The following is a 19,834-nucleotide window of genomic DNA, read 5'->3' as shown; positions in this document are numbered from 1 at the left end:
ACAACCTTCCGCAGTGTCAAAGAAGAGGCGGTACAGAAGGCAGTCGATCGGCTAAATAACCGCCCCCGCAAGTGTTTAGACTACCGGACGCCCGCTGAGGTCTTTGCTACTGCCCTCGCTGGTGCATTTGCAACTTGAATTGACAGAGCTCTCCCTTCTGTGATTTGTAGACCTCGCGCCCGAGTTTCTGGGCCAACTTGTCATCCGTGGTAGTGACGGTAATGCGGCCATCCTCGTCGCGGATCTCCATGATGCGCCCGATGGGATTTTTGCCGCGGTGTTTGGCTTCCTCCTGCTTCATGGTGTTGAGGATCTCCTCCTTGTGTGAGGAGAGGTACGGCCCCGAGAGTGTCACCACCCCCGCCGGGTTGTGATCCTCCATCCGCTGGCATGCCGGGCAGAGCGTCTCTCCGCTGTGGGTGAGGGCGGCGCTGTCGGCCTGCCATCTCTTGTTGTGGTAGATGATGCCGCATCCCCTGCAAGTGGCGCCCTCCGGCAGCCCGCGTTTGGGCAGGTAGGGCTCCAGGCTGCGGACGTTTCGCTGCCCCTTCTCTTCTACCCCCGTTCTGTTCCGTCCGTGTGGCATACGCTACCTCCTGGACTTTAATGTGCTTGGCCTATTATAGCACCCCGCGAGGGTGGTGCATGACGGGCGGTGGGACCGGAGGGGGGGCAGTGGCAGGCGCGGGACAGGCGGGACCGGCGCGGGACAGGCGGGACCGGCGCGGGACGGGCGGTGATAGCGGTGACCAGCGGTGACCAGGTGTGCGAAATAAGGAGAGGGTGATAATGCTTGGGGGTGGTGTGCGGGTGAGCAAACAGGGAGAAGCTGCAGGTACCGTGTTTGCGCTGGTGCGCGGACTGGCACGGCTGCGGGGTATACAGGGCGGCAGGGGGACCACCTGTGGGTTTGCTCCGCAGATAAATGAAAAGGGCGCGGTGCTTTTAACGCCGCGCCCTCTCATAACGTAACTGGCCCTCAATATCTGAGATGCTTTATCCTTATCCGTCGGTGTAGGTGTTTGGGTTCGGAGGGCATGCTCCTGTCAGGACCATGATCAACTTCCGGTGGCCCCATGGTACCTACCCTTTTTCAAGCGGTGATTACGCGCCTGGCGGATGAGATTTGCACGCCTATCGGCTTCATCTCCTTGAGTGCCAGCTACTATCTCCAGAGTGCCGTATGGATCTGTGGGTAACGCGCACTTTTGTAAAGCATGTCCCCGGAAAACGCTTCAGGCCTTTCCCTTTCAGGACGAGCACACCACGTCTGAAACCTGGGATCAAAAGCGGATAGGTATCATCAGGTTTCCCAACGCATCCAATACGTGTACTCCAGAGTTTCGTTTCAAAGAACCTCTCTTCTACAATTTAAGTGTACTACTCCCCCTAGAGAGAGTCAACACCGTCTATAAGTTCTGTAGCGCGAGGCAACCGGGCGTCTTTTAGTCGTTTTTTAGTCCTTCGGACCTGCTGCCGAGGGCGGCCTGCCGGTTGTTCACCCCCTTTGCTGTGTTACAATGAAGCATCCCTGGAGGGTGCCATGGCACGATATTTAGAGCAGGAGTTGGCCGGACAAAAGGAGCGGATGATCACCATGGACCTCATGGCGCGAGGGATCCGCGACCAGGCGGTAATCAGGGGCATGCGGGAGGTGGCAAGAGAGGATTTCGTCCCGGAGGAGCTCCGTTACCACGCGTACGACGATACCCCTCTCCCGATCGAGGACGGGCAGACCATCTCGCAGCCTTTCATCGTCGCTTATATGATCGAGGCGCTTCAATTGAGCGGCCGGGAGCGGGTGCTGGAGATCGGTACCGGGTCGGGGTACGCGGCCGCGGTGTTGAGCCGCTGCGCATCCGAGGTGTTTACGGTGGAAAGGATTCCCGATCTGGCGGAGAGCGCCCGGGAGCGGTTGGCGCGGCTTGGGTACCGCAACGTGCTGGTCCATGTCGGCGACGGCACCCTCGGTTGGCCGGACCACGCACCCTACCACGGGATCGTGGTGACCGCCGGGGCGCCCGAGGTCCCGGCAGGCCTTATGGAACAACTGGCGGTGGGGGGGCGACTGGTGATCCCGGTCGGAGCCGTACCCCATCTGCAGACGCTCGTCAGGGTCCGCCGGGCCGACGAGAACAGTTTTCATCGGGAGGAGCTCTGCGCGGTCCGCTTCGTGCCGCTGATCGGCGAGCAGGGGTGGTGAGCAGGGGCTAGGCCTCGACCGCCACCTCGCAGGCGGGGATATCGCTGAGTGCCTGGAGAAGGGCTTCTTCGTGCTGGGCAGAAAGCCTGGTCAATAGCGTCAGCAGCTCCGCAGGCAGGGGCGCCGGGATCTCGAGGGGCTCCCCGGTGGCCGGATGAACGAGCCGGGTGGTGAAGGAATGAAGGGCGTGGCCGGTCAGGCCGGTCACCGACTTTCCCCCGTAGCGGCGGTCTCCGAGGATGGGGTGTCCGATCAGTTTGAAGTGCTGGCGGATCTGGTGCATACGGCCGGTCAGCGGGTAGACCGCGACCAGGGCGGTGCCACCGCCGTTGAAGAGTCTCACGTACCTCGTCAGCGACTCCTTGCCGTCCAAGGGGGCGTCGATCTCACCCTTTTTAGGAAGTTTTCCCTCCACCACCGCCAGGTAGAGCTTACCCAATCCCTCGTCCTGCACCATTTTCCCGAACATGCCGGCAGCGACGGCGCTCTTGGCGAGAATCACCGCGCCGGAGGTTCCCTTGTCGAGACGGTTGACGGGGCGCAGACGGCCGGTGCCGTCCCTTCTTTTCAGAAATTCCTCGCCTACCTGGACCAGGTTGGCCTCGTCGGGATCGACGGTGCGGTGGACGGCGAGGCCGGCGGCCTTGTTGACACAGAGTATCCAGGTGTCCTCGAAGAGGATGTCCAAGTCGGGACGGGTGCGGGCCACGAAAGCGGCCGTCTTCCCGCTCTCCTTCAGGCTCACCTGGTCGGAAAGTTTGAGGAACTGGCCCGGCCCGGGGGGCGCACCGTTCACCGTCAGGTGGCCGGAGGCCAGCAGTTTTTTGAGGTAGGAGGCGTTGGCGGTCGGGAGGAGGTTGCGGAGAAAACTGTCAACGCGGCGGAAATGATCTTGGGGTTCGATTTTAAAGGTTAACATGGTGGGGAGTATAGCCTCATGAGTCGGGGGACGCAAGGGATTCGGGGGGCGGTGGACCCGGTGGACCCGGTGGACCCGGGAGAGCAGGAGAGCAGTAACACAGTGGCACAGCTGTGGCGTAGCCGCTGAGGCCGCTGAGGCCGCTGAGGGGGCAACCCGGCACGCAAAAAGAAAAGGCGCACCCGGGTTCGGGTGCGCCTTTGGGGGCTTTGGTGGCCTCGAGCTACTTCTTGAGGTTGTAGAAGACTTCGGCGCCGCGGAAAAGGGCGACTTCGTCGAGCTCGTCCTCGATCCTCAGCAGCTGGTTGTACTTGCAGACGCGGTCGGTACGGCAGAGGGAACCGGTCTTGATCTGGCCTGCGTTGACGGCGACGGCGAGGTCGGCCAGGGTGGTGTCCTCGGTCTCACCGGAACGGTGGGAGATGACGCAGGTGTAACCGGCGCGCTTGGCCATCTCGATGGCGTCGAGGGTCTCGGTCAGGGTACCGATCTGGTTCAGCTTGATCAGGATGGAGTTGGCGATCCCCTTCTTGATCCCTTCCTTGAGGATGGCCGGGTTGGTCACGAAGAGGTCGTCGCCCACGATCTGGATACGCTTGCCGAGGCGGTCGGTGAGAAGCTTCCAGCCGTCCCAGTCGTTCTCGGCCATGCCGTCCTCGATCGAGATGATCGGGTACTTGTTGACCAGGTTCTCGTAGAAATCGACCAGCTGCGCGGCGGTCTTCTTCGGCTCGGCCTCGTTCTCGAGGGTGTAGACGCCGTTTTCGAAGAGTTCGGAGGAGGCGACGTCGAGGGCGAGCAGCACTTCCTCGCCCGGCTTGTAGCCGGCCTTGACGATGGCTTCCATGATGACTTCCAGGGCCTCTTCGTTGGATTTCAGGTTGGGAGCGAAACCACCCTCGTCACCGACTGCGGTGTTGTACCCTTTGCCTTTCAGCACGGACTTGAGGGCGTGGAAGATTTCGGCGCCCATCCGGAGGGCTTCCTTGAAGCTGGAGGCGCCGGCCGGCATGATCATGAACTCCTGGATGTCGACGTTGTTGTCGGCATGGGCCCCGCCGTTGATGATGTTCATCATCGGCAGCGGAAGCTCCTTGGCGTTGGCCCCGCCGATATACTGGTACAGCGGCACGCCGACTTCTTCGGCAGCGGCCTTGGCGACCGCCAGCGAAACGCCGAGGATGGCGTTGGCGCCCAGACGGCTCTTGAAATCGGTCCCGTCGAGATCCAGCATCCTCTTGTCGATGCCGGCCTGGTCGGTGGCGTCCATGCCGGTGATCTCGTCGGCGATGATGTCGTTCACGTTAGAGACTGCCTTCTCGACACCTTTCCCAAGGTAGCGCCCCTTGTCGCCGTCCCTCAGCTCGAGCGCCTCGCGCTCGCCGGTGGAAGCCCCGGAGGGAACCGCGGCTCTCCCCATGGCACCGGAATCGAGGAACACTTCAACCTCGAGGGTCGGATTACCCCTCGAATCAAGGATCTCCCTGGCGTACACGTCGGTTATCTGGCTCATCTCTCCTCCCCTGTGTGAAATTAATGATAAACGGGGCCTGCCCGTTAATGGAATCCGTGTTATATAACATATCTGACGGCAAATGGAAGCTGTTTTACTAAATTTTTGCTAACTTGTGTCCCGGGTAAGCGGCGCCCAGCATAACTTCGTTTAGATTGACAGTGCTCTGGCAAACGAGATATATTCGCACCTTGCCTCAAAATCGCACTCTCTGTCCCAACATGCGGGAAATACCGAGATAATGCCCACCGACGCCGGCGAAAAACAGAAGATCCAGCAGAGCTCCATCCTGCGGCTGGCCACCCGCTGGCTGGAGAAGGTGGCGGACTACTTCGCCGGTGAGGTCACCGACCGGCGCAGCCGGCTGGTACTTTTGTATCTGACCGCCCTCTTTCTCACCCTGCTCATCATTCCGAGCCCCCAGTTCCTCTCCGTGAATTACCGGGAGGGGGACATCGCCACCTCCGATATCCGCGCCACCCAGGACTACCTGATCGAGGATCTCCTCCTCACCGAGAAGAAGCGCGCGGAGGCGGAGGGGACCGCTCCCTTTGTCTACAGCCTGGACGCCAACGCCAACATCGAGATCATCCGCCGCTTCGACGACGCGCTCAGGCTGGTCAAGGAGAAGAAGGATCAGCCGGACGGCGGGAGACTGGCGGTTGCCTCGGCCCTCTCGCTGGAGGTCTCCCCTGCGGAGTTCGCGGCCCTTTGCCGGATCCGGCAGGAGCGCCCCTTCCTCTCCGAGCTCGGCAGGCACCTGGCACCCCTGTACCGCCAGCGGATCGTCGCCGACGCCGCCCGCTTCGCCTCCGACCGCCGGCACGGCGTCCTGGTGATCGACCAGGGGACCAAGCAGGAGGTGGCGGGAGGGGACTACTCGACGGTGGTGGATCTCGGGGCCGTCCGCCGTCAGGCCGCCTCGCTCAAGCTTTCCCAGTTCACCCATACAGGCGACCTCCAGGCGGTCCGCGGGCTCGTGCAGCGGATGATCTCCGCCAACCTGACCTTCGACCGCGACGCGACCGAGGACAAGAAGGCCGAAGCGCGGGCCGCCGTCCGCCCGGTCCTCTTCCGGATGAAACGGGGCGAGATGATCGTCAGGGTCGGCGAACGGGTGTCGGCCGAGCAGGCCCTGAAACTCGAGAAGATCTTCAAGACCCGCAGCGTCACCCCGCTTCTCACCGGCGTCGGGATCTACGGCCTGGTGCTCGTGCTGAGCTACGCCCTCTACCGCTTCGGCAGGAAGAACATCCGCAAGTTCAACCCGACCGGGAAGGACATCCTGCTCCTCTCCCTTTTGACGGTGGTTAATTTCGCCATCCTCAAGCTGGTCTTCGCCGTTTCCACCGCCTTGGGCGGCCTCTTCCCCGGGGTCGACACCGCGAGCTACTTCTACCTTTTCCCGTTCGCCGCCAGCGCCATCATCGTGAGGATCATCCTCAACTCGGAGGTGGCGCTCGTCTACTGCGCGGTCTGCGCCCCGCTCACCGGCCTCATGCTCAACAACTCCCTCCAGGTCGCCGTCTACGCGCTTTTGGGCGGGATAGTGGGGGCCCACGGCGTCCGCCAGTGCAAGGAGCGGGGGACCATCTATTCGGCCGGCATCAAGGTGAGCGTGGTCAACATGGCGGTCGCCCTCTGCTTCCATATCTACGGCGACTCCCCCTTCTCCATGCAGGCCGTCTACTGCCTGCTCTTCGCCTTCCTCGGCGGGATCATCAACGCCGTCTACGTGTCGGGAACCATCCCGCTCATCGAGGCGCTCTTCCAGTACACCACCGACGTCAAGCTCCTCGAGCTCGCCAACCTCAACTCGCCGCTTTTGCGGGAGCTGATGATCCGCGCCCCCGGGACCTACCACCACAGCGTGCTGGTCGGCAACCTGGTCGAGGCCGGCGCCGAGGCGATCAACGCCAATCCGCTCCTGGCCCGGGTTGCAGCCTACTACCACGACGTCGGCAAGCTCAAAAAGCCGCAGTATTTCATCGAGAACATCGGGGACGGCGAGAACCGCCACGACAAGCTCTCCCCCAGCATGAGCGCCTTGATCCTCATCTCGCACATGAAGGAAGGGGTGGAGCTTGCCCGCGAGCACCGGCTGGGGCTTCCCATCATCGAGATCATCCGCCAGTCCCACGGCACCTCGCTCATCAGTTACTTCTACCTCAAGGCCAAGGGGATGGAGACGCCGGGGAGCCCCCCGGTGGACGAGCGGGACTTCCGCTACCCGGGGCCGAAGCCGCAGACCAGGGAGGCGGGGCTCGTGCTGTTGGCCGACTGCGTGGAGGCCGCCTCGCGCACGCTGACCGATCCGACCCCGGCCAGGATCCAGGGGCTCGTGCAGAAGATCATCAACAACATCTTCATCGACGGCCAGCTCGACGAGTGCGAGCTGACCCTGAAGAACCTCCACGAGATAGCCAAGAGCTTCAACACGATACTTTCCGGGATCTACCACCACCGGATCGACTATCCGGAGCCAGCCTACAAGGAGAACAAGGAGAACAAGATTGGCAAACGAGGTCCAGAGGATTGCGATAGCGAACCGCCAAAGGCGGATTCCGGTCGGGAAGAGGGAACTTCGAAGGGCGGCGCAGAGGATCTTAGACGCCTTGGGATGTCCTGAGGCGGAGCTCTCGGTCACCGTGGTGGGGGACCGCGCCATCCGGGTGATGAACCGCGACTACCTGGGCCGCGACAAGGCCACCAACGTGATCTCCTTTGCCATGCAGGAGGGGGAATTCGGCGCCATCAACCCGGGCGTTTTGGGGGACGTGGTGATCTCGGTCGACACGGCGGCCCGCGAGGCCGAGGAGTCGGGCCAGAGCTTCCTGGAGCGCTTCTATTTTCTCCTCATGCACGGCATCCTGCATATCACCGGTTACGATCATGAAAGAAGCGGCGAGGCCGAAGCGGCCCGCATGGAGGCCAAGGAGCGGGAGATCTTCGCCATCCTCCAGGAGGAGGGGCTTGTCTAGAGCGGCGAGCCAGCGAACCGGAGGAGACCGGTGAAGCCCACCCGCTTCATAGAATCGGTCAACTGCGCCATCGACGGGATCCTCTACGCCGTCAGGACCCAGAAACACATGCGGCACCACTTCGTGGCGTCGCTTTTGGTGCTGACCGCCGCGCTCCTTTTCCGGGTCACCGCGGTGGAGTTCATGCTCTTGGCGCTCGCCATCTCCTTCGTGCTTTTCGCGGAGCTTTTGAACACCTCCATCGAGGTGGTGGTTGACATGATTTCGCCGCAGTTCCATCCTCTGGCCAAGATCGCCAAGGACGTGGCCGCCGGAGCCGTACTGGTGGCGGCCTTCGGGACCGCGGTGATGGGATACCTGGTGCTCTCCAAGTACCTGTTCCCGCTGCACAGGGGGATTCTCGCCATGGTAGGAACCGCATCGGAGCTGGGGACCGTCGTCTCCGTCATCCTGGTGCTTATCGCCGTAATCATCCTGAAGGCCATGACCGGCACCGGGACTCCCCTGCACGGCGGGGTCCCGAGCGGCCACGCCGCGGTCGCCTTCTCCATCGCCACCTCCATCTCGCTCAACACCCAAGACCCGCTGGTGTCGTTTCTCTGCTTCACGCTGGCGGTCATGGTGAGCCACTCCCGCCTCCTTTTGCAGATCCACAGCGTGCGGGAGGTGGTCTTCGGCGCTACGGTGGGGACGGTGATGACGGTGGTGGTCATCCTGCTCTTCAAGGGGATGGGGTGATCCGGAGAGAAAACTGCAGATCAAACGGAGGGGTAACAACCTTGGATGACGATAACGGACGCAAGGGGCAGGGGCTGATCGAGTCGATCGGGAGACTTTTGTCCGGCAAGAGGAAGGTAACCGAGGCGGAGATCCAGGAGATCATGGATGCCGGCGAGGAAGAGGGGGTCATCAATCCCGAAGAGAACGCGATGATCCGCTCCATCCTGGCGCTGGGCGACACCGTGGTCCGTGAAATCATGCTCCCGAGGACCGAGATGTCCTGCGTCGCGATCGGCGAAGACGTAAGCTCGGTCCTGCAGTCCATCATAGCCAGCGGACACTCCCGTCTCCCGATCTACGAGGGGACCATCGACAACATCATCGGGCTCATCTACGCCAAGGACCTCCTGAAGTACTGGGGGCAGGCGGTCGACCAGATCGAGCTGAGAAGCCTGATCCGTCCCCCCTTCTTCGTTCCGGAGACCAAGAACCTGGAGGAGCTCCTCCACGACTTCAAGAAGCGCCGGGTGCACATGGCGGTGGTGATCGACGAGTACGGCGGGACCGCCGGCCTGGTTACCATCGAGGACCTCCTGGAGCAGATCGTGGGGGACATCCAGGACGAGTACGATACCGAGACCGAGCGCTACACGGTGGATGCCGACGGGATCCTGGTGGCCGACGGGAGACTCCCGATCGAGGAGCTCGAGGAGCAATTCGACATCGTGGTGGAAAGGGACAAGTTCGAGACCCTCGGGGGGCTGATCTTCCACCTGATCGGGAGGATCCCCCTGGTGGGCGAGGTGGTGGAAAACGCCGAGCTTAAGATGACCGTGCTGGAGGCTGACGAGCGGAGGATAGCCAAGGTGCGGGTGGTCAGGCGCGAGCCGGGGCCGCAGGAAAAGGATAGCGAAGTACCGTGAAGACCATACCCCAGCCTCCCGCTTCGGCGGTGAGGCTGCCCTACCTGTTGGCCGGTTTGTCCGGCCTTATGCTGGCGGCCTCCTATCCGAGGCCCGGCTTTTCCGCGCTGGCCTGGTTCGCCCTGGTGCCGCTTTTCGCGGCGGCATCCCGGGTGCCGGCCAAAGACGCCTTTGCATTGGGGTTCACCGCGGGAGTCACCGCCTTCGCCGGCATCCTCTACTGGCTCAACATCGTGATGACCGGCTTCGGCCACCTCCACTGGACGGTGGGCGGCTCGCTCTACCTCATGCTGGCCGGCTACCTGGCTCTCTATCCGGCGGCCGTTCTCTGGATTTCCAAACGGGGAGAGGAAAGGGGGATCCCTCTCCTTTGCTCGTTTCCGCTTTTATGGGTGGCCGGGGAACTGCTCCGTGCCCATCTGTTGACCGGTTTCCCGTGGGCCTTGCTCGGCTACACGCAGTTTCGCACGCTGCCGCTCATCCAGATCAGCGACCTGACCGGCGTCTACGGGGTGAGCTACCTGGTGGCCTTCGCCAACGCGGTATTTTACCGGATGTGGCGCTGGGTGAGGGGGCGGGACCCGCGCTACCCGGTGACCCCGTTCCTGACCCTGCTCCTTTTGCTGGTCGCCACCCTGGGCTACGGCTTCACCGCGCTCCACCGCAGCGAAAACGGTCCCTTGCAGCGGGTCCTCCTCGTGCAGGGGAACATCCCCCAGGACCGGAAATGGGACAAGGCCTTCCAGGAGCAGACGGTGGCGACCTACGAGCGGCTTTCCCGCCGCGGCTGCCAGGGGGGCGATACCCTGGTGGTCTGGCCCGAGAGCGCGCTCCCCTTCAATCTGGAGGACGAACCGGTCTACGCCGCGAGGGTGAAGAAGCTGGCCGCCGACCTCAACTGCTCCCTCATCACCGGGAGCCCCGCAACCGAGCGGGAGGGGGGCGAGCTACGGAACCTTAACAGCGCGTTCCTGATCTCCCCGCAGGGTAGGGTGGCGGGGAGAAGCGACAAGCTCCACCTGGTCCCCTTCGGGGAATACGTGCCGCTCAACGGTCTTCTTCCCTTTCTCCACAAGATGGTGCAGGGATACGGGGACTACTCCCCCGGCCAACGGGCGGTCGCCCTGGAGAGCCCGCTCGGCAAGGTCGGGGTGCTGATCTGCTTCGAGGGGATCTTCCCCGAGGTGGCGCGTAGCTATCTTGCCGCCGGAGCGGGGCTGCTGGTGGCCATCACCAACGACGCCTGGTTCGGAAACTCGTCCGCCCCCTTCCAGCACCTCTCGATGACTGTCTTCCGGGCGGTGGAGAACCGGGTCCCCCTGGTGAGGGCGGCCAATTCCGGGATCTCCTCGGTGATCGACGCCAAGGGGCATATCCGCGGGATGACCTCGCTCTTCGAGGAGGCGACCCTGGCCGGGGAGGTCCGGCGCGGGGAGGGGGGGAGCTTCTACAGCCGCCACGGCGACCTCTTCGCCCTGGGGTGCCTCGCGCTCTCGCTGGGGATGGTGGTTTTCATCTTCTGGAGAGGCGGGCCAAAGGAGGATGCCGTGCCAGTAAAATCTGACGACTGCAATCCGACCGCGTCCGATGAATGGGACCGTCTTGCCGACCATATCGGCGATGACCTGGGCGACCACCCCGGTTACCGCATGGCCGGCCAGGACGATGATCACCTCGGGGATCATCCTGGCGATGCGCCTTGATCCCAGCAGCGTTCGCGCCAACGAACGACAACCATCCGCCGGCAGTTGCCGGCGACGGATTTATCCATACAAAGGAGTAGACGATGTTCAGAGAAGAGATTGCCAAGGTCGAAGGGCTCGCCGAGCGTATCAACAAGCTTCGGGGGTCTCTTTGACGTCGACAATAAAAAAGAGCAGATGCAGGAGCTCGAGGAGCTGACCAACCGTCCAGATTTTTGGAACGATGCCGATAAGGCCCAGAAGATCCTGAAAAACCGGATGGCGATGGAGAAGGACGTCACCGCGTGGGAAGCGCTGGACCGCCAGGCCCGCGACATCCGGGAGCTGATCGAGCTCGGCAGCGAAGAGGAGGACGAGGCCACTCTCGCCGAGGTGGCCGCCATGAACGGGGAGTTGGAGAACGGGGTGACCCAGGCGGAGTTCCGCCGCATGCTCTCCGGCCCCCACGACAACTCCGGCGCCTTCGTTTCCATCAACGCCGGCGCGGGCGGCACCGAGTCGCAGGACTGGGCCGAGATGCTCCTTCGGATGTATCTGCGCTACTGCGAGAAGAAGGGGTGGAAGACCGAGATCACCGATTTCCAGGCGGGAGAGGAGGCCGGCGTCAAGGGGGTCACCTTCGCCGCCACCGGCGAGTTCGCCTATGGCTATCTCAAGGCCGAGGCGGGGATCCACCGGCTGGTGCGGATCTCCCCCTTCGACAGCAATGCCCGGCGCCATACCTCCTTCGCGTCGGTCTTCGTCTTCCCGATCATCGAGGAGGAGGACATCGACATCAAGATCTCCGAGAGCGATCTCAGGGTCGACACCTACCGATCCTCGGGCTCCGGCGGCCAGCACGTCAACACCACCGACTCCGCCATCAGGATCACCCACCTCCCCACCGGGATCGTGGTGGCCTGCCAGAGCGAGCGGAGCCAGCACATGAACAAGGCCACCGCCATGAAGGTGCTCCGTTCCAAGCTCTACGAGATGGAGCTCAGGGAGCGGGAGGCGAAGGCGGCCGACATCGCCGGAGAGAAGAAGGAGATCGGCTGGGGGAGCCAGATCCGCTCCTACGTCCTGCACCCGTACAAGATGGTCAAGGACCTGCGGACCGGGGTGGAGAGCGGCAATCCCGATGCGGTGCTCGACGGCTCGCTGGAAGAGTTCGTGGTCCCGTACCTCATGGGGGTCCGCCGGGAGACCAAGGACATCTAAGGGGTCTGGCTCCTTCATTAGAAGGTGCCTGACCCCCTGGAGTTGACTTTCGTTAGAAGGTGCCTGCCCCCCTGGACTGGGACTGGCACTACATTAAAAGATGCCTGACCCACTGGGCTGGCACCTTCGCACTGACACGGTTTCGGTCACGAAAAGAAGCGGCGACGCCGCCGAATCATAAGGACGCTTTTGATGTTCCACAGTATCAAGACAGTAATGGTCTGTATCATTCTCCTCGCCTCGGTCACCACCGGCTGCGCCACCGAGCGCGCCGGCCGCACGGAACGCGCAGGGCTCAAGAGCATAGGCTTCGCCATCCAGGTCGGGGCCTTCCACGAGGTGAAAAACGCCGAGCGCCTCACCCGCAAGCTGCAGGAGAAGGGGATCGAGGCCTTCTACTTCAAACGGGAAAACGGCATCTACGCGGTTCGCTTCGGCGACTTCGACAGGCGCGAGGACGCCAGCCGCACCGCCAGGAAACTGGTCAAGGAGCGGGTGATCGCCTCCTACTTCATCGCCGCCCCCCAGCAGCACGTCTCCCTCGCCACCAGGGAGCCGTCCATCGAGAAGGCCCCCTCTGCCTCCATCACGCCGCGCCCGCGCCCGAAGAAGATCGACAAGGGGGAGCCGCCTCCCCCCCGGCGCGAGCGAAGCGACATGGGAATCATCGCGGCGAAGACCGCCGAGCGCTTCGTCGGCATCCCCTACCGCTGGGGCGGGGATACCGTGGTGGACGGCATGGACTGCAGCGGCTTCGTGCGCGCGGTCTACAACCTCTGCGGGGTCAACATCCCACGCACCTCCCGGGAGCAGTTCCGGGTGGGGGACGCGGTGGGACGGGATGAGCTCAAGGAGGGGGACCTGGTCTTCTTCGGGACCTCCGAGGAGCAGATCAACCACGTCGGGATCTTCGTCGGCAACGGCCGCTTCGTCCACGCACCGCGCCGCGGTGACGACATCAAGATCTCCACCATGGACGACAGCTACTTCCTCAAGCACTTCGTGGGGGCCAAGCGGTACTTCTAAGCAGCGGGAAGGCAATTTTTCATTAGGAAACGGTGCCGCGAAGGTTGACACCGGCCTTGTAAAGATGTAAGAACGCAGACTGGTGCGTCACGCCCGCGATGGCAGGCGGGCGCCAACGGGGGCAAGGCGCGAGCCTCTCCCGCTAGAACGACAGGAGCAGGAATGGCATTCATAAAACCGTTCAAGGGCGTAAGGCCCAAGAAGGAGCTGGCCGAGAAGGTGGCCTCTCTTCCCTACGACGTGATGAACACCCGGGAGGCCAGGGAGATGGCCGCCGGCAACGAGGTGAGTTTCCTCCATATCTCCCGTCCCGAGATCGACCTCCCGGAGGGGGCGGATGAGCACTCCGACGAGGTCTACCGCAAGGGGTATGACAACCTGCAGGCCCTTTTGGCCAAAGGCGCCCTCGTGCAGGACGACGGGGAGCGCTACTACGTCTACCGCCAGAAGATGGCCGGGCTCATCCAGACCGGCCTGGTGGTCTGCTCCGGGGTCGACGACTACCAGGACGGCACCATCAAGAAGCACGAGCTGACCCGGGCCGACAAGGAAGAGGACCGCGTCCGCCACATCGACACCCTCAACGCCAACGACGAGCCGGTCTTCTACACCTACCGCCACGACCCGGAGATCACCCGGGCCATCGCCAAGGTGACCGAGGACCAGCCGCTCTACGATTTCACCACCGGCGACGGCGTATCCCACACCCTGTGGGCCATCGCCGACGCGGTCCTCATCTCCTGGCTCACCGAGCGCTTCGCCGCCATCCCGACCCTCTACGTCGCCGACGGCCATCACCGCAGCGCCGCCGCCAGCCGGGTCAGGGATCTCCGCAAGGGCGCGAACCCCAACCACACCGGCCAGGAGGAGTACAACTACTTCCTCACCGTCATCTTCCCCGACGACGAGATGACCATCATGCCGTACAACCGGGTGGTCAAGGACTTAAACGGCCGGAGCATCGCCGAGTTCATGGCCCGGGTGGCCGAGCGCTTCGAGGTCTCCCCGGTACCGGCATCGCTTGCCCCGGACCACCGTCACCAGTTCGGCATGTACCTGGCCGGCAAGTGGTACGAGCTCGTTCCCCGCGAGGATTCCTTCAACGAGGAGGATCCCGTCGCCTCGATGGACGTCTCCATCCTCCAGGACAACCTCCTGAGCCCGGTGCTCGGCATCCGCAACCCCCGCACCGACCAGCGGATCCACTTCGTGGGAGGGATCCGCGGCATCGGCGAACTGGAGCGGGTGGTCGACTCCGGGGAGTACGAGGTGGCCTTCTCCCTCTTCCCGACTTCCATCGAGGAGCTGATGGCGCTGGCCGACCAGGACAAGATCATGCCCCCCAAATCGACCTGGTTCGAGCCGAAGCTTAGAAGCGGGCTCTTTTTACACCTGCTGGACTAACTACAACCCGCGGAAGCTGGAGCACATATCGCACACGAGATTTACAAAATAGAAGCAAAGCTTTGATGGAGGATTGATGCGTAACGTTGAAAAGATCATGGTCCTTTTGCTGCTGATCGCCGCGGTCGTCATTCCGGCCTGCTCGCAGAAGGAGACCGCCGTCGCCCCGGACAAGGGGACGGCTGCCGCCAACGCCCCGGTCGGCGCGGTGAAGACCGCTTCCGGGCTTTCCTACACCGACCTGGTCGAAGGGAAGGGGCCGGCACCCACTCCCGGCAAGATGGTCACCGTCCATTACACCGGCACCCTGGTCGACGGCACCGTCTTCGACAGCTCGGTCAAGCGCGGCCAGCCCTTCTCCTTCCCGATCGGCACCGGCCAGGTGATTCCCGGCTGGGACGAGGGGGTCATGAGCATGAAGGTAGGCGGCAAGCGTAAGCTGATCATCCCTCCCCAGCTGGGCTACGGCGCCTCCGGGGCCGGCGGGGTGATACCCCCCAACGCGACCCTGATCTTCGAAGTGGAGCTTTTGGACGTAGCGAAGTAGCACCGTTCACCTCCGCTTGAAAAGCAAACCTCCCGCGGTACATTTGTAGCTTTAAATCCGCCTCGGGAGGTGGCTTATGCGACTGGTCCCGCTCGTCTGCGCAGTGGTTTTGCTGGCGCTTCACGCACCGGCCCTGGCCGGTCAGAAGAGGGTCACCTACTACCTGGACGGCGTCCGCGTCGAAGAGTCGGTGGCCGCCGTGAAAGGATACCTCGAGTATCCGCTTCCCGGCTCCTTCACGGCCGGGTCGCTGCGGGTGAGGCCGCTCGGGGGAGGGGAGATCCTCCGGGTGGAAGTGGCACCCGCCGCCAAAAGCCCCCGTCAAATCAGGGAGCTGGCCCTTCTCAAGCGGCAGCGGACCGAACTGCAGGACCGGCTCGAACTCCTCTCCCGCCGCGAGGAGATTTTCGCCGCCGCGGTGAAGAGCCAAAGCGGCAAGGCGCCGCGGGCCACCAAGACCAATCCCGACCCGGTCGCCTCCCTCAAGCAGGGGACCGACTTCGCGCTGGCCAGGCTGGACGGGGTCTCTCGGGCCAGAAAGAGCTGCGAGCGGTCGCTGGAATCGGTGGAGCGCAAACTGGCCGCGCAGGAGAAGGCGGGGCAGATCGCCCGGGTCTGGCTGACCTCACCGCGGGCGGCCGTCTCCTACCTTGCCGGCAGCGGGCACTGGACCCCCAGCTACCATTTCCGCTGGGTCGGAGACAAGAGTGGGGAACTGTTGCTGCACGCGAGGATTCCCGCCCCTGACAAGGGGGTGACGCTGCTCGTCTCGGCCGGCACGGTGAGCCAGGGAGCCCTCCCCCGCGAGGTAACCGGCGAATTCCCGCTTTTGGCCCGCTATCCCCTGACGCTGGTAAAGGGGGGGCGCGGCGACTCCCGGCCGCTCTCCTTCTCCTTCGAGAAGGTGGCTGCCGAGCTCCCGCCCGGCGAGGCGGCGGCCTTCTGGGGGGGCGAATACCTGGGGCGCGGACGGTTTGCCGGCGGGGGGAGCTGCGAGGTGTCGATCGTCGAGTGAAGAAACTTGCCTTTGCAGTATTAGAATGCTATAAGATGTGACGCTTTTGCAGTGCAATGACGCTTACTACATAAGGAAAAGGAGGGGATATGTCTTCTACTTCGGATTTCACCAAGGCTCTCGAGGTCGGCCGTCCGCCTAACGTCGCCAAGCTGTTTCCCAACTCCAAGGCACTCTTGGTCAGCGGCAAGGTCGTCGACCGCGCGATGAACGCCAAGGGGCACGCCCTGGCGCTGGCCGCCAACGGCCGCAACCACTTCGTGATCCGCGGGGTGCTGGCCGCCGCCCAGCGCGCCAACGCCGCCGTCATCATCGAGATCGCCAAATCCGAGGGTGGCCAGAAGGCGTACTGCCCGGTCAACTACTGGAACATGGCCCGCCAGGTCGACGCTGTCTGCAACGAGCTGGGAGTCACCGTCCCGGTCGCCATCCACGCCGACCACTACGGGATCAAGGGGGCCGCCGACGTGGCCGCCGCCAAGGTCGAGATCCCGAGCATGTTCGACGCCGGCATCACCTCCATCGCCATCGACGCTTCCCACCTCCCCGACGAGGACAACCTCTTGGCCAACCTGGAGCTCAACAGCTTCATCCCCGCCTGGGCCGGTCTCGAAACCGAAGTCGGCGAGATCAAGGGTAAAGAGGGGCTCTCCACCGTTGCCGAGGCGCTCTTCCTGATCCGCGGCCTGAACGCCCACGACGTCTTCCCCGACTGGATCGCCCTCAACAACGGCACCACCCACGGGATCGAGGCCTCCGACGCCGGCATCCAGGTCGAGCTGACCGCCGAGATCCACGAGGCGATCAAGCAGTACGGCGTGAACGGCGCCCAGCACGGCACCTCCGGCAACTCCTACGACAGGCTGCGCCAGATCGCCCAGAAGACCCGCACCACCAAGGCCAACGTCGCCACCGCGCTGCAGTTCGTCTCCTGGGGGCTCGAGGTGAACGAGTACGGCAACGCCAAGCTCGACGCCGACGGCAAGTTCATCAAGGTGAAGGGCGAAGGGATGACCGAGGAGATGTGGGCCGAGATGGTCGCCTTCGCCGACTCCAAGGGGTGGAAGAAGGGTGACTACAAGAACTTGAACCTCCCGTTCGAGAACAAGCTCCTGGCCCAGCCCAAAGAGGTCCGCGAGCGGATGTGCAAGCGGGTCGAGGAGTTCGCCTTCCAGCTGATCACCAAGGTCTTCAACTCCGGCGACACCGCTCCGCTTGCCATCGACGCCATCCTCAAGGCCGGCTCCTACGACCTCGGCCCGAAAGGGAAGCGGGTCGAGAACCCGGCCGAGTGGACCAAGGAGAAGCTCGCCCAGCAGGCACAGGGGCTCTCCAGGGACAAAGGGCCGGCCGGCAACTTCGAAGATTAGGCCTTGCGGTTCAGCACTGTAGAAGGAAAGGGGGCCCTCGCCCCCTTTTTTTACCGGCGTGAGGGGGACATCATGGAAGAGAGGCGAAACTTTTCCCGGGTAGAGTTCAGGGTGTCGGCTTTGCTGCAAACGGACGGAGCGGTCATCAAGGGGGACGTCAAGGACCTGAGCCTGCACGGCCTCTACCTGGAGACCGATCAGCATCTGGAACCGGGGACCCCGGTGGAGATCACCATCTACCTCTCGGCCTCCACCACCCCGGTGGTCATCAACGTCAAGGGGGAGGTGGCCCGCCTGGTCCCGGGCGGGATCGGCTGCCACTTCGACAAGATGGACGCCGATTCCTTCGCCCACCTCCGGAGCATCATCACCTACCAGCTGGCGGACGACGACCGGGTGATGTCCGAGTTCTCCGACTACCTGATCAAGAAGGGAAAAGATGCCTGAAGAGCTCCCGGTGTCGGATCTGGCCTCCCTCGCGGAGTGGTTCGACACGTTCTGCGCCTCCTACCGTAGCGACGACGGCGCGGCGCAGCGTAACTACGACCTCAAAGCCCTCCATACCGTCAAGGTCCGCGAAGGTGCCCGCCTCATCACCGGCGACGGCGATCCCCACCGGCAGCTCCTGGCCGAGGCGGCCGCCCTTTGCCACGACCTCGGCAGATTCCCCCAGTACCGCGAATACCGCACCTTCAAGGACAGCGAATCCCTGAACCACGCCCATCTCTCCGCCCGCATCGCCGGCGAGGCGGGCGTGCTCGATTTCCTCCCCAAGACCGAACGCGACAGCGTGCTGACCGCGGTGCGGCTCCACAACGTCTACCAGATCCCGGCCGGCCTCTCCCCCGAGGCGGAGGATCTGTTGAGAGTGGTGCGGGACGCCGACAAGCTCGACATCTGGCGGGTCTTCATCGAGTACTTCTACGCCCCCGAGGGGGACCGGGCCTCAGCCGCCGGACTAGGCTTCCCCGACGTTCCGGTCTGCTCAGCCGAGGTTCTGGACGATCTCTCCCATGGGAAACTGGTGAGGCTCGCCACGGTTAAAACTCTCAATGATTTTAAACTGCTGCAACTGAGCTGGCTTTATGATATTAATTTCCGCAGTACCCTCGCGTTAATCAGCGAGCGGGGACTCCTCGACGAGCTCGCCTCCACCCTTCCCCACTTTGATGATGTCCAAAAGGCGGTCGCCGAGGTGCAGGCGCATCTCAAGCGGCGTCTCTCGCTCCCTTGACTTCTCGCCTGCCGATGATTAGCTTTCTCAGCGTGCGCAATGGTGCGCCCCTGACCGCAGTACAGAAAGGAGCATGATGATGAAACGTTGTCTCCGGATTTTCTTCATACTCGCCGCACTTTCGCTGAGTGTGCTGACCGCCCTCGACCAGGACGCTCACGCCCGCGCCGGTGGTGGGCGTTCGATGGGGAGCAGGGGCTCCCGAAGCTACATGACCCCGGCGGCACCCCCCTCCCAGGCACCGTACCGTCAGCAGTATGCTCCCTCGACCCCCTCGCCGGCGACCCCGTACCAGCAGCCGGCTTCCCGTCCGATGGGCGGCTTCGGGAGAAGCTTCCTTGGCGGCCTCGCCGGCGGCGTGCTGGGCGGCATGCTCTTCCGCTCGCTGGGCTTCGGCGGCGGCTACGGCTCCGGCGGCGGGATCGGCCTCTTCGACATCGTCCTGCTGCTGGGGATCGGCTACCTGATCTACCGCTTCGTGGTCAAGAACCGCTCCCGCCAGGAGAGCTCCGACGGTAGCGGCCGGGTCATCAACATGGGCGACTACCAGCAGGACGCCGTGTCCGGCGGCGGCTACCGCGAGATCAACGCCCGTAACGAGGTGGAGGAGGGGCTTTCCTACATCAGGCAGATGGACCCGGGCTTCGACGAGAAGCGCTTCAGCGACAGCGTCATGGACATCTTCTTCAAGATCCAGGGGGCCTGGATGAACCGCGATCTCTCCGTGGTCTCTGCGCTTTTGACCGACGACATGCGGCGGATCCTGCAGGGAGACATCGACACCATGCTGCGTGAGAAGCGGGTCAACCGCCTCGAGAACATCGCGGTGAGGAGCGTCGAGGTCTCCGAGGCCTGGCAGGAGAGCGGCCAGGATTTCGTCACCGTCATGATCTACGCGAACCTCCTCGACTACACGACCGACGATACCACCGGCCAGGTGGTCTCCGGGAGCAAGACCGACCCGGTGAAGTTCGAGGAGTACTGGACCTTCACCCGCCCGGTCGGCAACAACCCCTGGAAGCTCTCCGCCATCAACCAGGCGTAGGCTCCATCGTTTCCCGTCTCCTTCCCCGGGG

17 protein-coding genes and 2 pseudogenes are annotated in these 19,834 nt (G+C 63.4%); 16 read left to right on the top strand and 3 right to left on the bottom strand.

Annotated elements, in window-relative coordinates; genetic code table 11:
- A pseudogene (locus tag ACYVL5_RS21200) lies at positions 1-138 on the top strand (IS30 family transposase); the annotation flags it as partial.
- On the opposite strand, the gene ACYVL5_RS21195 reads toward ACYVL5_RS21200, so the two are convergent.
- Positions 107-586: a BCAM0308 family protein gene (locus tag ACYVL5_RS21195; protein WP_460597561.1), complete on the bottom strand. Its 480-nt coding sequence runs from the start codon at positions 584-586 to the stop codon at positions 107-109. The pseudogene ACYVL5_RS21200 and the gene ACYVL5_RS21195 overlap by 32 nt on opposite strands.
- A gap of 957 nt (positions 587-1,543) precedes the next feature.
- On the opposite strand from ACYVL5_RS21195, the gene ACYVL5_RS21190 reads away from it, so the two are divergent.
- Positions 1,544-2,203 (top strand): protein-L-isoaspartate(D-aspartate) O-methyltransferase, encoded by a 660-nt coding sequence (locus ACYVL5_RS21190; RefSeq protein WP_460597560.1) that lies wholly within the window; start codon positions 1,544-1,546, stop codon positions 2,201-2,203.
- A 7-nt stretch (positions 2,204-2,210) separates the two neighbouring features.
- Here the strand turns inward: ACYVL5_RS21190 and ACYVL5_RS21185 are convergent, their stop codons facing one another.
- Together ACYVL5_RS21185 and eno are read right to left on the bottom strand one after the other, a co-directional pair.
- Positions 2,211-3,122: an RluA family pseudouridine synthase gene (locus ACYVL5_RS21185; protein WP_460597559.1), complete on the bottom strand. Its 912-nt coding sequence runs from the start codon at positions 3,120-3,122 to the stop codon at positions 2,211-2,213.
- Between the two features lie 223 nt (positions 3,123-3,345).
- Positions 3,346-4,635: a phosphopyruvate hydratase gene (gene eno / locus ACYVL5_RS21180; protein ID WP_460597558.1), complete on the bottom strand. Its 1,290-nt coding sequence runs from the start codon at positions 4,633-4,635 to the stop codon at positions 3,346-3,348.
- 241 nt (positions 4,636-4,876) lie between these two features.
- Here eno and ACYVL5_RS21175 point away from each other — a divergent pair, with 241 nt between their 5' ends.
- The 14 genes and pseudogenes from ACYVL5_RS21175 (at position 4,877) to ACYVL5_RS21110 (ending at position 19,803) form a co-directional block, all read left to right on the top strand.
- Entirely contained in the window at positions 4,877-7,264 is a 2,388-nt protein-coding gene (locus ACYVL5_RS21175; protein WP_460597557.1) for an HD family phosphohydrolase, read from the top strand.
- On the top strand, positions 7,251-7,616 hold the full coding sequence (gene ybeY / locus ACYVL5_RS21170) for an rRNA maturation RNase YbeY (protein ID WP_460597556.1): 366 nt from the start codon (positions 7,251-7,253) through the stop codon (positions 7,614-7,616). The genes ACYVL5_RS21175 and ybeY overlap by 14 nt, the downstream gene beginning before the upstream one ends.
- A gap of 30 nt (positions 7,617-7,646) precedes the next feature.
- The gene (locus tag ACYVL5_RS21165) at positions 7,647-8,354 is read left to right on the top strand and encodes a diacylglycerol kinase (protein ID WP_460597555.1); all 708 of its coding nucleotides are present in this window, start codon (positions 7,647-7,649) and stop codon (positions 8,352-8,354) included.
- Between the two features lie 41 nt (positions 8,355-8,395).
- Positions 8,396-9,259 carry a hemolysin family protein gene (locus tag ACYVL5_RS21160; protein ID WP_460597554.1) on the top strand — a complete coding sequence of 288 codons (864 nt, stop codon included), beginning with the start codon at positions 8,396-8,398 and terminating at the stop codon, positions 9,257-9,259.
- 68 nt (positions 9,260-9,327) lie between these two features.
- Positions 9,328-10,785 (top strand): annotated as a pseudogene (gene lnt / locus ACYVL5_RS21155) (apolipoprotein N-acyltransferase); the annotation flags it as partial.
- 260 nt (positions 10,786-11,045) lie between these two features.
- Positions 11,046-12,162 (top strand): peptide chain release factor 2 gene (gene prfB / locus ACYVL5_RS21150; protein ID WP_460597553.1). Its coding sequence is split into 2 segments (ribosomal slippage): positions 11,046-11,114 and positions 11,116-12,162, totalling 1,116 coding nucleotides; the frame shifts between segments, so codons are not numbered across the junction.
- A gap of 192 nt (positions 12,163-12,354) precedes the next feature.
- The gene (locus ACYVL5_RS21145) at positions 12,355-13,188 is read left to right on the top strand and encodes a C40 family peptidase (RefSeq protein WP_460597552.1); all 834 of its coding nucleotides are present in this window, start codon (positions 12,355-12,357) and stop codon (positions 13,186-13,188) included.
- A gap of 162 nt (positions 13,189-13,350) precedes the next feature.
- A complete protein-coding gene (locus ACYVL5_RS21140; RefSeq protein ID WP_460597551.1) occupies positions 13,351-14,592 on the top strand; it encodes a DUF1015 domain-containing protein in 1,242 nt (413 codons plus the stop codon).
- 76 nt (positions 14,593-14,668) lie between these two features.
- A complete protein-coding gene (locus tag ACYVL5_RS21135) occupies positions 14,669-15,139 on the top strand; it encodes an FKBP-type peptidyl-prolyl cis-trans isomerase (protein ID WP_460597550.1) in 471 nt (156 codons plus the stop codon).
- 76 nt (positions 15,140-15,215) lie between these two features.
- Entirely contained in the window at positions 15,216-16,154 is a 939-nt protein-coding gene (locus tag ACYVL5_RS21130; protein ID WP_460597549.1) for a hypothetical protein, read from the top strand.
- A gap of 89 nt (positions 16,155-16,243) precedes the next feature.
- Entirely contained in the window at positions 16,244-17,524 is a 1,281-nt protein-coding gene (locus ACYVL5_RS21125; RefSeq protein WP_460597548.1) for a class II fructose-bisphosphate aldolase, read from the top strand.
- Positions 17,525-17,596: 72 nt separating this feature from the next.
- The gene (locus tag ACYVL5_RS21120) at positions 17,597-17,971 is read left to right on the top strand and encodes a PilZ domain-containing protein (protein ID WP_460597547.1); all 375 of its coding nucleotides are present in this window, start codon (positions 17,597-17,599) and stop codon (positions 17,969-17,971) included.
- Positions 17,964-18,758 carry an HD domain-containing protein gene (locus ACYVL5_RS21115; RefSeq protein ID WP_460597546.1) on the top strand — a complete coding sequence of 265 codons (795 nt, stop codon included), beginning with the start codon at positions 17,964-17,966 and terminating at the stop codon, positions 18,756-18,758. The genes ACYVL5_RS21120 and ACYVL5_RS21115 overlap by 8 nt, the downstream gene beginning before the upstream one ends.
- A 79-nt stretch (positions 18,759-18,837) precedes the next feature.
- Positions 18,838-19,803 (top strand): Tim44 domain-containing protein, encoded by a 966-nt coding sequence (locus tag ACYVL5_RS21110; RefSeq protein ID WP_460597545.1) that lies wholly within the window; start codon positions 18,838-18,840, stop codon positions 19,801-19,803.
- Positions 19,804-19,834: the final 31 nt, after the last annotated feature.

The organism is Geomonas sp. Red276, assembly GCF_054784495.1.
Note: the sequence above shows the minus strand (reverse complement) of the source record. Positions and strands in the feature narration are given on the sequence as shown.